Genomic DNA, 14,100 nt, shown 5'->3' with positions numbered 1-14,100 from the left:
GTGCCTGTTCGTCATCCAGGCAGTCCCGTCGATTCGACACATGCCGCTTGCGCACCGCTACGAAAGCAGGTGCCGCTCCACCGCTGCGGCATCCACCTCGCAGCGACCCTCGGCGCAACGTTCCGCCGTTGGCGCCGCGGGCGTGGCATCGAGGCGCTGCTGCGCCGCCTCGGCCAGCAGCGTGCCGATCTCCGCGCCGAGCAGCAGGTCGTCGTACACGCCGAACACCTGGCGACGCAGCCGCCCTTGTGCGTCGATCAGGATCGCGGTCGGCGTGCCCTGCATGGCGTACGCGCGCATGGTGCGCGGGATCGGGTCGCCGTCCGGGCCGGGCATGTCGATGCCGACGGGAAACGTCACGCGGTATTCGTACAGAAACGCGCGCAGCGACTCCGGACCCATCGCCGCATGATGCTCGAACACCGTATGCAGGCCGACCACTGCCAGCGGCGCACCCTCGAACAGCTTCGCCACGCGCTGTGCCTGGGGGATGCCGTGCGTCACGCAGCCGGGACAAAGCATCTGGAAGGCGTGCAGCACCACCACCCGCCCGCGGAAGTGGTCGAGGCTCAGTGGCTCGGCAGTATTCAGCCAGGCGCTGGTGCGCCACTCGGGTGCCGCTTCGGGCTTCATCAGAAATCTCCGTCCTTGACGTATGGGTAGGTCCACAACGTCATCTGCAACAGGCACGACTTCAGCCACGCAGCGTACATCTTCCCCACCTCGTCGGCGGTGTGACCCTTGCCGGCAAGGAACGGTTTGAGCGTATAGGTCACCGGATAGACCAGCGCAAACAGGTCGCGAAACGGCACGATCGCGGTGGAGGCGGCGCCGTCGGTGCGGTTCTTCTTCGCGCGGTGGTGCGCAGGCCGATCTCGTGCTGGTAGTCGAGCCACGCCTGGTCGTATTCGGCATCGGCAGTGTCGAGGATCCAGTGGCCGAAGCGCTTGCGCACGGCGCCGAGGTAATCGCCCAGCGGCTTGCCGTCGGTCCTGCCGGTGAAGGACGCCAGCAGGTGCGGCTGCGCGCCGATGAAGCCGTACCAGACGTCGATGATCGCCTCGACCTGATCCGCCACGATACCGCGCGAAAGGCGCAGATACTTGACGTCCTCGTCGTCGAACAGGATGCTCTTCTTCATCAGTTCGAAGTCGCCGGGCGTCACTGGAGAACGTGCGATCGCACCGGTGCCGAAGGTGTATCCGGGAATGGCGTGGTTCTCTTTCATGGCCTGATTCCTCTCGTTTCGCCAGGTTCGAAGCGCGGGCCTGCGCTCCGTGGCCACGGACTCTAGCGACGGCACCGGCGCGCGTCAGGAAGGCACTTTTCGGTAAGGTGGTTGCGACATGGGCGAACACGAACCCGCGGGCAGCAGGCGGCCGGACCCGGCGGACGCCACTGCCGTTCCCGTCGCCTCGATGGTCGAGAGCATCGTCGGCTGCAAATGGTCGGTCCAGCTGCTGCAGCTCTGCGCGGAAGGCAACCACCGCCCCAGCGCGCTGCTGCGTGCCTGCACCGGGCTCTCGGCCAAGGTGCTGAACGAGCGCCTGCGCAAGATGACCCGCTTCGGCATCATGCACCGCACCGTGCATGGCGAGAAACCGCCGGTCGAGGTGGAGTACCGCCTGACGCCGTTCGGCCGCCGCTTCATGGGCATCCTCGAAGAGGTGCAGCGGCTGCAGCAGGCGGTCGAACATGGCGCGATCGGCGACGCTGGCGAAGCTGCGGAAAGAACGCGGCGGGGACACGCCTGACTGCCCCGCGCTGAGCCATCGCTTCGCAGCGCGTCAGCCTCAGCGCGGCAACGCGGCCTGGCGACCTTGCAGGAAACGGCGCACGGCGGGATCGCCGGCAAGGCCGATCGCGATGTCGAAGGCGTGCCGCGCGTCGCGGCAGGCATGCGTCCTGGCCAGCAATGCCGGATTCGCGGGGCAGCCGGTGCGCGGCCAGTCCGCCAGGGCCGTGGCAAAGGCTTCGGACAAGGCGTCCTCGGCCGCTGCCACGTCATGCATGGCAGCGGCGAAGATGGCGACGAGCTTGCCGTAGCTGCGGCGGGCCACGGCGTCCGCCGCACGGCATGCCTGCGCGGTACGATCCAAGCCACATGCACATCCTCGGGCCAGACGATGCACCGCTGCGCCGGCGCGGATTCCGCCAGCACACGGCAGATGTTCTCGGCGCCGAATACCGTTGCCCCATCCTTCATGAGCCCGGCCGCTTGAGTGCGGAGTTCCCCGCATAGTCACGCGCATCCAGCGACGCCCGGTCGTGGACCGGGGCGAACTCGCAGGCCACACCCAACTCCCGCGCGAACACGCGCACCAGGCGGGTGAAATGCGAACGACTGCGACCGGTGATCCGCGGCGGCGGACTCACACCGGTCGTGTCGCTTGCACCGGACAAGGCACTACATCCTGCGTTCCATCAACCGCGGCTTTCACGGCTTTCCCGTCGAGCCACCCTGCGCGAACGCGACGAAGCCTTCCATGAACTTGTGCAGCTGGTCGCTGGTGCGCGCGTCGGCGATGGCGCCATCGGCATCGAACACGCTGCTCGCGTGCGACACCATCAGGCGGCCGCCGGTCCACAGTTCCGCGCCGAGCGTGCGCAGCACCGGCAGCCAGGCGTTCTGCGACAGGATGGTGCCGAAGCCGCCGGGCGAGGCGCCGATCAGCGCGACCGGCTTGCCGGCGAATACGCGCGGGATGTCGGCTGGCGGCCGGGTCAGCCAGTCCAGCGCGTTCTTGGTCACGCCGGGGATGCTGTTGTTGTATTCGGGCGTAGCGATCAGCAGGCCGTCGGCCGCGGCGATCGCCTCCTTCAGCGCCGTCACCTCGGCCGGAAGGCCGTGCGCGGCCTCGTCGTCGCCGTTGTACAGCGGGAACGCGGCGATCGACATGATCTGCAGCCGGCTGCCGGCTGGCATCGCCGCCACCGCGGCATGCAGCAGCGCGGCATTGAACGAGCCCTTGCGCAGGCTGCCGGAAAAACCCACCAATGCGGCCATGTTCCACCTCGGAGCGGCGACAGTAGCGGCAAGAGTAATGCGGAAACGGTGACGCGGATGGCAACCCGATCGGCTCGCCGCCGTCACGTCGGGAGGCGGCCGGGTTACGATGCCGCTCCTTCGCCGCACCGCGGCGCGTTGCCATCATTGTTCGGGACAATCCGCCGTGTCGCATTACTCCGGTCCCCTGCTCACACGCCCAATCGCCGAGGCGCTGCTGGCTGCACGCGATGCCGGTGCGGGCGAATGGGCCGGCTCGCTGGATCTGGGCCGCTCGAACGACAGTGCGTCGCTGCAGACGGACACCTGGCGGTGGCAGGGTCAGCGCTACCCGTATCCGCACAAGCTGAAGGACCGCACGATCCACTACTGGGACGGCGACGACTTCGCGCCGGTGGCGCGCTACGCCGGCTCGCTGATCAAGCTGGTGCCCACCGAGTGGGGCGCGCCCACCTTCGAGATCGACGGCATCAAGATGCTGCCCACTGCGAAGGAATCGCCGGTCGCGGACGCGCGCCGCAAGGTGGCGCTGGTCGAGCCGCGCGGCAAGGTGGTGCTGGATACCTGCGGCGGCCTGGGCTACTTCGCGGCCTGCTGCCTGGAGGCCGGCGTGGCGCGCATCCTCTCGTTCGAGAAGAACGCCGACGTGTTGTGGTTGCGCACGCTCAATCCGTGGTCGCCGGACCCTGACGCTCCGGCCAGCGGCGGCCGCCTGCAGCTCACTCACGCCGACGTGTCGCAGGCGATCGCGCAGATCGCCGACGCCTCGGTGGACGCGCTGCTGCACGACCCACCGCGCTTCGGCATCGCCGGCGAACTCTACGCGCAGGCGTTCTACGACCAGCTGGCGCGCGTGCTGCGCAAGGGCGGCCGGCTGTTCCACTACACCGGCAGCCCGAACAAACTCACCAGCGGCCGCGACGTGCCGCGCGAGGTGGCCAGGCGGCTGGAGAAAGCCGGCTTCAAGGCGCAGCTGGCGCTGGATGGTGTGCTGGCGGTGCGACGCTGAGCCGGCGCCGGGAGGCACTGGGCCAGCCCCTTCCCGCCATCGCCTACTTGCGCGCCGCGATGATCTCGCCCAGGTAGTCTGGCGTGCCCTCGATGCGCACCAGGTGCGGGTATTGCGGGCCGTCGTGATAATCCACCGGCACGGTCGTGTATTCGCCCTGGTATTTCAGCAGCAGCTGGATCGGCGCCTTGCTGCCCTTGGCCGCGGCGATCGCGTCTTTCAGCACGTCGCGCGTATAGGCCGTACCGTTTACCGCCACCAGGGTCGCGCCGGTGCTGACACCGGCCTTGAACGCCGGGCCGTTCCAGCGCACGTCGTTGATCTGGTCATTCTTGCCCACGGTCAGGCCGATCGACCAGGCGAAGTTGAACAGGTGGCGGGGCGATTGCGGCCGGCTGTCGTACTGCTTCTCGTAGGCACTTGGCTGGTCGGTATAGACCAGCTTCCAGCCGCTGCCCTCGATGCCGTCCAGCAGCGGTGGCGTGCGCGCCTGTGCACGCGCGCGCAGGAAGCTGGCCCAGTCGTACGGTGCCACGCCGTTCAAGGTCGACACCACGTCGTCGAAGGTATAGGTCCTGGTGACGAAACTACCGTCGTCGACGCCGAAAAACGCGCGTGCGAAATCGTCCAGCGACTTGCGGTCGTGGCTCAGCGCGCGCAGCTTCGCGTCCACCGCCAGCCACAGCATCTGCCCGCCGCTGTAGTACTCCTCGCTCATCTGCCAGCTGCGGTACGGCAGGCCGGAGCGGCGCGCCGCGGTCGGGTCGTTGGTGGTGTCCTCCAGCGTACGCCAGCCGAAGCCAGGGCGGTTGCGCTCGTAGTTGGCCGCCACCATCGCCAGCGCATCGCGGAACTGCTCGGGCGTCCACAGGCCGGCGCGCGCGGTCAGCACGAAGCCCCAGTACTGCGTCTGCCCCTCGTACACCCACAGCAGCGAACCGCCCATCGGCACGTTGAAGTTCGGCGTCCACAGGTCGGCCGGGCGGCGGAACTTGCCGTTCCACGAATGCGTGTACTCGTGCGCCAGCAGGTCGCGGCCGGGGGCGGCGTCGCTCCAGGCGGTGAAGTAGTCGGCGCCCAGGCCGTTCTCGCTGGACCGGTGATGCTCCAGGCCGTTGCCGTCCAGCTCGTCCGACAGCGAGAACAGGAAATCGTAGTGGTCGTAATGGTGCGAACCGAACAGCTTCGTCGCCTGCGTCACCAGCGCACGGTGCACCTGCAACTGCGGCGGCGTGACCTCGAGATACTTCGGCGCATCGGCGACGACATCCATGTGCACCGGCACGGTGCCGCCGGGATTGAGGTCGAAGCGCTTGAAGTAGCAGCCGGCGTAGATCGGCGAATCGACCAGTGTGTTGAACGTCACCGGCTTGAAGCGGATGGTGTCGCCCGCGTGCGAGACCGCTTCCAGCGCGCTGCCGAACTGCCAGCCTTGCGGCAGCGTCACACTGGGCGCGAAGGTGATGCCGCGCGTGTAGTGGCCGGCCGGGTACAGCGCCATCTTGTTCCATTCCAGCGCCAGCATGCGGTCGGTCATCTCGATCGAGCCATCGCTGCCCGTGCGGCCGGACAGGTACTGGAAATCCGCGTCGACGCTGGAAACGCCGGCGGGCACGTCGAGATGGAACGCGTACACGTCGTACTCGTCGCGCGTCCACGCCAGCGGCTTGCCGCCGGCGCTGAGCGCGAGACCGGCAAGCATGGCGATCGGGCCGGTCGGCGAGTGGTCGCCGGGAATCCATTGCGGATACAGCAGGGTCAAGGCGCCCGGCTGTACCGGGATCGTCTCGTGCACGCGGAAGATGCCCTGCGAGGTGTCGCCGGCATCGACGTGGATGGCGATCGTGCCGGGGTACGGCACGTCCTGCGGCGGCGGCACGCTGACACCCGGCGCCGCCTGCGCCCAGGCGATACCCGCCGCGAGCGCGAACCATACCGCCAGCGCCCCACCCGTCGCCCTGCGGTGCGCACCGGCCGGCAACCCGGCGAGAGAAACAATGGACATGAGCGACTCCGGCAGGCAGACCAAAGGATTTCCACAACCTAGCATCCCGGCGCCGCAGCGAGGCCGGGACGGAACGTGGCGATTTCAAGTGTTCCCGCAACCAGGGCTGAATTCGCCAATCGCATCCGGATGACCATCGGATCGGCACCGACCGAAAAGGCGGGCATGGTATATTGACCACCGCTGGTATCGGCTTGGCTTCCACCGATACTTCCGGCTATGGGCTGCAACGGCTCTGCAAGGAGGCGAACGCCGCGCTTTACCGCGCCAGGCGGGTCGGGCGCAACCGCGTCATCGCCGATACCGGGAACGGCAATCTGGTCGAAACCTGAAACCCCGGTCTGGCTTCGCGCCTCTTAAGAAAACCGGCGCCATGCCGATTGCCACTCAGGCCCTCAGGATCCATCGATGTCGCGACACGTCCGAATGCTCTCTTGCACAACGAAATCACCTGCCGAGAATAGAAGGCGCCGGTCGGTTCGGCCGCGCCCGCCCGATACCCAGGGTAGGCACATGAGCATGTGCGGCCCATCTCGCCACACCATCAGCGCCCACCCCAGAGGATGGCCGAAATGACGGCCAACAGGGGTTTCCCCACCCGCCTAGGCAACCGCGTCGATTGGAACGACCCCGAATTGCAGAAGCTGCTGAGCAAGATCGAAGGCTGGGACCTGGACAACCGCGAAAACTTCGTGCGCGAGGACGTGCAGATCCAGGTCGGCTGGAGCGCCGGATCCGTCCGCGCTGCCACCCTGGTCTGGAAACGCGAGAAGGTCATGGTGCTGGAAGCCAGCCTGCAGATCCCCACCGGCGAATTCGTGCGGGTGGATACCTTCGTCGCCGACGGCATGCGCAGTGTGTGGGGCGTGGTGGTCGAAGGCCGGGCGGGAAGGCGCGAGGAGGACCGCAGCAACGGCATGAACGTCTACTGGCTGCACGAGTGCTGACCACCGGCCCGTGTGCGCAGCACGGGCCAATCCCTGCACCACCTCACCGCAGCGGCGTCAGCCGATGCGCAGCCTGCTCAGGAACAGGCCATGCTCGCGATCCTCGACGCGGTGGCCCTCGCGCCCCTCGACGATGCAGCCCCACACGCTGCGCGTGCCGCCGGCATGCTGGGTGTCCACACGCACGCGGTCGCCCAGCGGCAACGGAAACCGGGTCACCAGCACCATGGCCTGCTCATCCATCGAGACCATCTGCGCCGGCTTGCTGACCACGGAATTGGCCGTCCATCCGGAACTGATCTGGATCTGCACGTCCTGCAGCGGATGATCGCTGCGGTTGTCGAGCTTCCAGCCGTCGATTTTCTGCAGCAGCGCATCCAGGTTCGGGTCATCCCAGTCGACCTGGCCGACCGAAACGCTCGAGCGTGATTTGTCGTGGCCCATGTGCTGATCTCCGCCGGGTCTGCGAATGGACATGCTGGCGTGTTCCCGCGCCAACATAGCAGAACCGCCGCCTGACGACGGCGCGGAGATGACAGCCATGTCCATCATCCCTCCCCGCTGGCGGCGACAGAGCTTTGTCCACCGCTTCCGGCGTATAAGCTGGCTGACCCACCAGCCCCAAGAGGCCGTCATGAATGCCCTGTCGAAATTCGCCGCGCTCGCCCTGGTGGGGAGCGCCGCCCTCGCCGCGCCGGCGCTGGGCGCCCTGAAGGAAGGCGCCAGGGCGCCCGGCTTTTCTGCGCCGGCCTATCTCGCCGGCCAGCCGTTCACGTTCAAGCTTGCCGATGCGCTGAAGAAGGGCCCGCTGGTGCTCTACTTCTTCCCCGCCGCGCACACCCCGGGCTGCAACCTGGAAGCGCACCTGTTCTCCGAGGCCATCGAGCAGTTCAAGGCGCAGCATGCCACGGTGATCGGCGTCACCGCCGGCAACACCTCGAAGCTGGCGGCGTTCTCGCAGGAGACCGAGCATTGCGGCGGCAAGTTCGCGGTTGCCGCGGACGAGGGCGCGAAGATCGCCAGGAGCTACGACGCGCTGCTGCCGATGCGGCCAGGCTGGTCGGACCGCACCTCCTATGTGATCGCCCCGTCCGGACAGATCGTACATGTCTATTCGAACCTGAACCCCAAGCAGCATGTGCGCGAGACGCTGGACGCCGCGCAGGCGCTCGGCAACTAGCGCGCTGCGGAGGCGGCAGCGGTTCGACCGGCTCGCCCCAAGGCGAGCCGGCTGCTTTCGTCTGTCCGACGGGTGGATGAAAAACGGCGGCCCTGCCCTCTTCAACGCGCCAGCTCAGCGCATGTCCATCGCGAGAGCTGGCTACGTCAGATCAAATGCCTGGTGTGTCCGATGCGCGACTAGCCATCCGTGGCCCGCACCGGCCAGGGGTCATGCAACGCTCTGCCGGGGGCGTCGCAGGTTCACGGCGTGATCGCCGAGATGCGGGTGGCCCAGTTGCCCAGCGCTCCGCGCGTGCCGCCGCACTGGAACAGCGGGGCGGTCAGGTACTCGCTCAGGGTGCAGGTCTGCGCGATGTATTCTGAGGCGGTCCAGATCGTGTTGCCATCCGCCGCCGCCGCGCCGTAATCGCCCCAGCGCGGGCGGTTGCCGGCCAGGTAGGGGATCCCGGTGAAGCCGTCCCACGGGCCCGCGCCCGCGGCGGCGACATGCACCTCGCCGGCGCCGAGCTTTGCGTCCAGCCCGGCATAGCCGGCGCTTGGATGGTCGTTCGGGCCGACCACGGTGAACGCGATGACGCCGCGCCCGCTCTGCGTGACGGCCGCCGCACCGTAGGTCAGGTTCGCGTCGGGCAAGGCCAGCGTGCCGTTGGCGGAGAGACCAGCGGAGGCCGGATTGATGACGAAGTAGTTGATGCCCGAGCCGTGGCTGCCATCGGCCAGCAGCACGTCAGTGTCCAGCGTGCCCCAGAGCTTGCCGTTGGCGTAGCTCACCTGCTGCATGCGCGAGTCGTTCACCGCCATCGGGCGCGGTGCGGGATAGACGATGTTGGGGTAACCCAGGTAGTTCGGCGCGCAACCTTTTAGCGCAAAGCAGTCACGCAGCGGCGTATCGCCCGGCTTCTGTTGCGCCAGGCTGCTCGGCACGGCGTAGGTCTGCACGGTCAGCGGCGACACGTTCAGCGCCAGCGCCGCCGGTGCGCTGTCGATGGCCTGCGTGTTCGACACCGACCACAGCCAGAGCGTGTTGGAAATGCCCGAATCGTAGAACACCGCGTCCGAGCTCAGCAGGTACTCGGTGCCGCCGCGCGTGTCGACATACTGCCCGCCGGAGGAAATGGCCGGCCAGACCGTGAACGCCGGCGCCGGAACGCTCGGGTCGCCGCCATTGAACAACACCACGTTCGGCGCGGCCGCACCGCTGGCCAGCGCCTGCTTGGAAATGGCGTAGATCTGCGCGCCGTAGAAGCCGGGACCGAACAGCGAGAACTCGTTGGTGGTCAGGAAGATCGCATGGGCGTCGGCGCCGATGTGCGGGTAATCGCCCAGGCAGAAGCCGCCCGCGCAGCCGTGGTCCGGCGTACCCTCGGTGCCGTTGTTCTGCACCGGCAGCCGGTAGATGGTCCAGGCGCCGGTGGGGTCGGCACCCTGGCTGACCGCGATGTCCAGATGGTTGGTGCCCGCCAGCGGCGAGGTGGTGCCGACGCGGTCGAGCGTGAGCACGACCTGGAACCAGCGCTGCGTGCCAGCGTCGTAATAGCAGGACGGGTCGGTGATGCTCGGTCCGTACGCCCTGGTCGCGCGGTTGATCGCCGCCGGATAGCCGTAGAACGTGTTGAGATCGACCGGACCGACGAGTTTGTTGCCGGCCCTGTCGTAGATCGACAGCACGTCGTTGACGCTTTCCATGACGAAGCCGTTGCCGGCGCACAGGCCCTGGTCGGGCGGCTCCACCGAGAACTGGTTGCCGCCGTTGGCGTAACGCTGGTCATGGAAATCGAGGCCGTCGAAACCGCCCAGCAGCTGCGGGTTCGCCTTCGCGCGGCGGGCCGTTCCCATCCGGTTGCTGCCGGCGTGGCCGCGGGCGATGCTGCGGTTCACCACCGGCTGCGGCCCGAGGTCGCTGCCGCCACCCGAATCGGCATCGCCAGCGGTCATCGCCGGATCCAGTTCCAGGTTCGTCAGCGCCTGTCCGCCGGCGGGCGTGGTCACTGGCGTGGTGGTGCCCGCCTTGTGCAGCTGGAGGGTGGTTGGCGTCACAGCCAGCGCGCTCGTGGCAAACGCCACGGCCGCCACTGCGATGAGCAGTCGAGTCTTCATCGTGTCGGTCTCCGTTCGTCGTTGGGACCGCGCCCCCTGGGGCGCCGGTGCCGCTCATGCCGGCACGGCGTCCACCGCAAGTACGCATACTTGACATATGCGCCCAGCCACGATACGCGCGCCCGAGCGAAGTCGCCATCCCCCGGTGGAACCGGCCGGTCCGCGCCGGCATGCCGGCGCTTGCTCGCGCCTGACGGCGTGAGCGACGAAGGCCGCGAATCGCTGCCGCCCTGCGTCAGGCGTTCCGCCCCGGGGCTACGGGTTGGCGTGGCGCCGCGGGCGCCGCCGAGGCGTTGTCCAGGGCGCAAGCCCTGCCGCTGGCGCTGCCTGCCCCGGGCTTCCGTCAACGCCCGCCGCGGCGTCCGCCTTTCATCCGCGGCGGCACCAGCGCCCATAGCGACTGGCCGACCGCGGCACGCAGCCGCGGCTGGTGCATGACCACGCCGCCGAGCAGGCCGACCGCGCAGCCCAGCACGGTATCCAGGAAGCGCGACTGGATCAGCGCCGCGTGCGAGGCCTGCGGGTCGAGCGTGGCGGCCTCGGCCAGCAGGATCGTCAGCGGCGTGATGAACACCGTCGCCAGGCCGTAATGGCGCACGACCAGCCACTCCACCGCGAACGACAACAGCATCAGGATCGGCGCCACCGCCCAGGGACCCAGCGGCAGCGACAGCAGGCCCCACGCCACCAGCATGCCGAGCGCGGTGCCGGCAACACGCTGCAGGTTGCGATTCCACACCGCGCGCAGCGTCGTGCCCTGGATCACCGCCATGCAGCTCACCGGCACCCAGTACGGCCGCTCCATCTGCAAGGCCACCGCGAGCAGCAGCGAGAGGCCGACCAGCGCACCGATCAGCACCGAGTCGAGCACCACGTAGTCGAAGGTGGGCCTGGGCAGCGGTTTCACCGGTGACGGTGCCTGCAGGCGCAGCACGACCAGGCTGTAGCCGAAGGCGATGACGGTCGCCAGCAGCCCGCCGAGAAACACCAGCCCGACCCTCAGCGGCAGTTCCAGAAACGGCACCGGGGAATACGCGCCGATCGCCGCGACCATCACGAAGAACAGGCTGGCCGGCGGCCCCACGCGGTAGTAGCGGCAGGCCATCGTGACCAGCACCGCGATCACCGTCAGCAGCGGCACCGTCGCCACCGCCACGGCGTGGCTCATGATGCCGAGCGCGTAGCACGCCGCGAGGGCGAACGCACAGACCATCAGCCTGGCCATGCGGTGGTACATCGGCGTGTCGGGCAGGTACAGGAACGCCAGCCCGCCCAGCGACGAGACCAGTCCGTAATCGAGCCGACCGAAGTACGCGCCCACCAGCACCGGCAAGCCGGTGGCCAGCCCGGCCGCCACCGGCATCTGCCAGCGCCGGCGCGAGGGATGGAACGTGGACAGGTGCTGCCATTCGACGCGCAACCAGCGTCCCAGTGTCGTGCCTTGGACTGACTGGGTCATGGGCCGGCGAACGCCGCGAGCAAGCCCGCGGGCACGCGGTCGTGGCGCATGCCGCGCGCCGGGAAAGCTCCCGGCAACATGAAGCCGCCGCGGCCTTCCGCCTGCCATTCCGCGTAGGCCCCGCGCAGGAACGCCAGGTAGTTCGCATCGTGTACGCGGGCGAGCACGGCATCGTCGTACCCGCGCGGCGCTTCCACCGCCCAGCCCGCGCGCGCGATCGCCGCCAGGATGTGGTCGACCCGCGCCGGCATCTCGAAGCACGGCACCAGCTCGCCGCAGTGCAGTTCCATACCGCCGTCATGCAAAGCGTGCAGCGGTGAATGGATCGTCTTCATCGAATCCTCGTGGCGAAACGGGCGGGATGCATCGTTCCACAACCGGCTCCGCCAGGAACAGCCTCCGGCCCCCATGCTCCATTCCGATAATGGCCACGGCAAAGGCGACCGTCACGCGAAACGCCTGTGCGGCAAGGTTCCCTCATCGCCGGCGCCAGCAGGGCGACACGCGGCCGCGGCGTGGCTGTGCCAACCGGTGAAACACGCCTGAGCCACTCCGCCGCGTTCAGTCGTTCGTCTTGCGGCCCCTGGGCACGGTGAGCACGATCGAGACGATCGCCGCCACCACCATCAGCACGTTGAAACCCAGCGCCACGAAGGCGGCTTCGCGCACCGCCAGGTTGTCCTGGCGGCCGGCGAAAGTGATCACGCCTTCCAGCCAGCGCACGCTGCCGCTGTCGCCCGCCAGCGCGGTGAACACGGCGGCGGAGATCGCCACGCCGAAGGCGGCGCCCAGCGACGAGGCCATCTTGTAGATGCCCGAGCCCGAACCGCCCTGCGCCGCCGGCAGGTTGGACAGCGCAGCGTCGGTGGAGGGCGTGGCGTAGAACGCCAGGCCCAGGCCGAACAGTGTGTAGCCGATCATCGCCAGCACCTTGTACTGCCCCAGCAGCAGTTGCGTGGGCATCAGCAACGCGATCGCCACGCCGGTGATCAGGCAGCCCCAGATCATCGGCTTGCGCGGGCCGAAGCGCTGCAGCAGCTTCTCGCCCACGCGGATGAAGGCGATGATCGCGATCGCATAGCCCAGCGTCAGCATGCCCGCCTGCTGCGCATTCATGCCGCCGCCCAGCTGCACCAGCTGCAGCGAGACGATCAGCGTGCCGGCGGTGGCGTTGATCAGGAAATTGGAAATCGTGGCGCCGGTGTAGGTCGGGTTGCCGAACAACCGGAAATCGAAGAACGCATTGGCCGAGCGCCGCTCGATCAGCACGAACAGCACGCCGAATACCAGCGTCGCAGCGATCAACCCGAGCACCGACGGGCTGGCCCAACCCAGCGTGTTGCCCTGTGTCACCAATACCTGCAGCGCCAGCATCGCCACCATGAAGGCCAGCACCCCGGGCAGGTCGAACTTGTAGTCGCCGTGGGTCTCGGCCTTGTTCTCCGGCGTGCCGCGCATCAGCCACAGGCCGAGCACGTTGACTGCGATCGCCAGCCAGAAGATCGAACGCCAGCCCAGGTTCTGCGACATCAAGCCACCGACCAGCGAGCACAGCCCGCCGCCGCCCCACGAGCCGATCGACCACAGCGACACCGCACGCTGGCGCGCGGCGCCATCCCAGTACGCCTTCACCAGTGCCAGGCTGGCCGGCATCACGCAGGCCGCCGACAGCCCCTGCAGCGCGCGCCCCGCCAGCAGCACCGGCGCGGCCATCGCACCGGTGGGCGTGATCGCCACCAGCAGCGAGCCGGCGATGCTCAGGTAGAAACCGATGCGGGTGATCCGCAACCGCCCGACCCGGTCGGCCAGCCCGCCCATGACCACGATGAAGATGCCCGAGAACAGCGAGGTCAGCGCCACCGCGATGTTCATGGTGGCCGCATTGATGCCCAGGTCGCGCTGCATGTCGGGTGCGATATTGAGCGTGGTCTGGGCGAACAGCCAGAACGAGACCACCCCCATGATGATGCCGAACAGCAGGCGGTCGTTGCCCTGGAAGTGGGTGGACGGCTGGCCTGGTGCGGGCGTGGCGACGGTGTTCATGTGAACTCCTTGGGCAGCGGCCTGCGGACGAAGCCGACGGTAGTACAGGCCGGGGCCGAATGCACCGGGCGCCGCCTTACCGGTGAAGCTGCAATCCCCTTTCTGGAGGCGCGCCGCCTGCACGGCACTTCCCGGCGAAACCCGGCCTCGCCGCCGCCCTCTTCATCACGGCCCCAGCATCCGCGGCACCAGCGCGTGTCATCCCGACGTGTCCCACAGCAGGTGGACCGCAATGGCGATGGGCAGGAACAGGCCAGCCAGACCAGATAGACACGGGGAGAGGGGCTCGATGCAGCAGCCCTTCTCCCTCCGGGAGAAGGTGGCGCGCAGCGCCGGATGAGGGTGCGGGGC

Annotated in this window: 16 protein-coding genes; 5 read left to right on the top strand and 11 right to left on the bottom strand. The window is 68.3% G+C overall.

The window, feature by feature from the left end; translation table 11 throughout:
• Window positions 1-57 precede the first annotated feature (57 nt).
• The 3 genes from AC3WTD_RS02430 to AC3WTD_RS02420 are packed head-to-tail and all read right to left on the bottom strand — an operon-like array spanning window position 58 to window position 1,228.
• Window positions 58-633 carry a peroxiredoxin family protein gene (locus AC3WTD_RS02430; protein WP_492612805.1) on the bottom strand — a complete coding sequence of 192 codons (576 nt, stop codon included), beginning with the start codon at window positions 631-633 and terminating at the stop codon, window positions 58-60.
• The gene (locus AC3WTD_RS02425) at window positions 633-812 is read right to left on the bottom strand and encodes a protoglobin domain-containing protein (RefSeq protein ID WP_492612804.1); all 180 of its coding nucleotides are present in this window, start codon (window positions 810-812) and stop codon (window positions 633-635) included. The genes AC3WTD_RS02430 and AC3WTD_RS02425 overlap by 1 nt, the downstream gene beginning before the upstream one ends.
• On the bottom strand, window positions 773-1,228 hold the full coding sequence (locus AC3WTD_RS02420) for a protoglobin domain-containing protein (RefSeq protein ID WP_492612803.1): 456 nt from the start codon (window positions 1,226-1,228) through the stop codon (window positions 773-775). The genes AC3WTD_RS02425 and AC3WTD_RS02420 overlap by 40 nt, the downstream gene beginning before the upstream one ends.
• A 118-nt stretch (window positions 1,229-1,346) precedes the next feature.
• Here AC3WTD_RS02420 and AC3WTD_RS02415 point away from each other — a divergent pair, with 118 nt between their 5' ends.
• Window positions 1,347-1,754 (top strand): winged helix-turn-helix transcriptional regulator, encoded by a 408-nt coding sequence (locus tag AC3WTD_RS02415; protein ID WP_492612802.1) that lies wholly within the window; start codon window positions 1,347-1,349, stop codon window positions 1,752-1,754.
• Window positions 1,755-1,793: 39 nt separating this feature from the next.
• Here AC3WTD_RS02415 and AC3WTD_RS02410 read toward each other — a convergent pair whose 3' ends face one another.
• Window positions 1,794-2,060 carry a hypothetical protein gene (locus AC3WTD_RS02410; RefSeq protein WP_492612801.1) on the bottom strand — a complete coding sequence of 89 codons (267 nt, stop codon included), beginning with the start codon at window positions 2,058-2,060 and terminating at the stop codon, window positions 1,794-1,796.
• Between the two features lie 377 nt (window positions 2,061-2,437).
• Window positions 2,438-3,007 carry an NADPH-dependent FMN reductase gene (locus AC3WTD_RS02405; protein ID WP_492612800.1) on the bottom strand — a complete coding sequence of 190 codons (570 nt, stop codon included), beginning with the start codon at window positions 3,005-3,007 and terminating at the stop codon, window positions 2,438-2,440.
• 109 nt (window positions 3,008-3,116) lie between these two features.
• Between AC3WTD_RS02405 and AC3WTD_RS02400 the strand changes: the two genes are divergently transcribed.
• Entirely contained in the window at window positions 3,117-4,016 is a 900-nt protein-coding gene (locus AC3WTD_RS02400; protein ID WP_492612799.1) for a class I SAM-dependent methyltransferase, read from the top strand.
• A gap of 43 nt (window positions 4,017-4,059) precedes the next feature.
• Here AC3WTD_RS02400 and AC3WTD_RS02395 read toward each other — a convergent pair whose 3' ends face one another.
• A complete protein-coding gene (locus AC3WTD_RS02395) occupies window positions 4,060-6,021 on the bottom strand; it encodes a M61 family metallopeptidase (RefSeq protein ID WP_492612798.1) in 1,962 nt (653 codons plus the stop codon).
• 194 nt (window positions 6,022-6,215) lie between these two features.
• Between AC3WTD_RS02395 and AC3WTD_RS02390 the strand changes: the two genes are divergently transcribed.
• Complete coding sequence (locus AC3WTD_RS02390; RefSeq protein WP_185754583.1) at window positions 6,216-6,353, top strand: hypothetical protein; 138 nt, start codon at window positions 6,216-6,218, stop codon at window positions 6,351-6,353.
• A 240-nt stretch (window positions 6,354-6,593) separates the two neighbouring features.
• Complete coding sequence (locus AC3WTD_RS02385) at window positions 6,594-6,968, top strand: hypothetical protein (RefSeq protein WP_027491840.1); 375 nt, start codon at window positions 6,594-6,596, stop codon at window positions 6,966-6,968.
• 57 nt (window positions 6,969-7,025) lie between these two features.
• Here the strand turns inward: AC3WTD_RS02385 and AC3WTD_RS02380 are convergent, their stop codons facing one another.
• Window positions 7,026-7,517, bottom strand: coding sequence for a hypothetical protein (locus AC3WTD_RS02380; RefSeq protein WP_255324826.1), 492 nt, complete (start codon window positions 7,515-7,517; stop codon window positions 7,026-7,028).
• An 85-nt stretch (window positions 7,518-7,602) separates the two neighbouring features.
• Here AC3WTD_RS02380 and AC3WTD_RS02375 point away from each other — a divergent pair, with 85 nt between their 5' ends.
• Entirely contained in the window at window positions 7,603-8,148 is a 546-nt protein-coding gene (locus AC3WTD_RS02375; protein ID WP_027491842.1) for a peroxiredoxin, read from the top strand.
• 242 nt (window positions 8,149-8,390) lie between these two features.
• Here AC3WTD_RS02375 and AC3WTD_RS02370 read toward each other — a convergent pair whose 3' ends face one another.
• From AC3WTD_RS02370 to AC3WTD_RS02355, 4 genes are all read right to left on the bottom strand, one after another.
• Window positions 8,391-10,247 carry a hypothetical protein gene (locus AC3WTD_RS02370; RefSeq protein ID WP_492612797.1) on the bottom strand — a complete coding sequence of 619 codons (1,857 nt, stop codon included), beginning with the start codon at window positions 10,245-10,247 and terminating at the stop codon, window positions 8,391-8,393.
• Window positions 10,248-10,590: 343 nt separating this feature from the next.
• Entirely contained in the window at window positions 10,591-11,706 is a 1,116-nt protein-coding gene (locus AC3WTD_RS02365) for an FUSC family protein (protein ID WP_235642292.1), read from the bottom strand.
• Window positions 11,703-12,041, bottom strand: coding sequence for an arginase family protein (locus tag AC3WTD_RS02360; RefSeq protein WP_027491844.1), 339 nt, complete (start codon window positions 12,039-12,041; stop codon window positions 11,703-11,705). The genes AC3WTD_RS02365 and AC3WTD_RS02360 overlap by 4 nt, the downstream gene beginning before the upstream one ends.
• A gap of 226 nt (window positions 12,042-12,267) precedes the next feature.
• Window positions 12,268-13,749: an MFS transporter gene (locus AC3WTD_RS02355; RefSeq protein ID WP_027491845.1), complete on the bottom strand. Its 1,482-nt coding sequence runs from the start codon at window positions 13,747-13,749 to the stop codon at window positions 12,268-12,270.
• Window positions 13,750-14,100: the final 351 nt, after the last annotated feature.

The organism is Rhodanobacter sp. FW106-PBR-R2A-1-15 (genome assembly GCF_058789735.1).
Note: the sequence above shows the minus strand (reverse complement) of the source record. Positions and strands in the feature narration are given on the sequence as shown.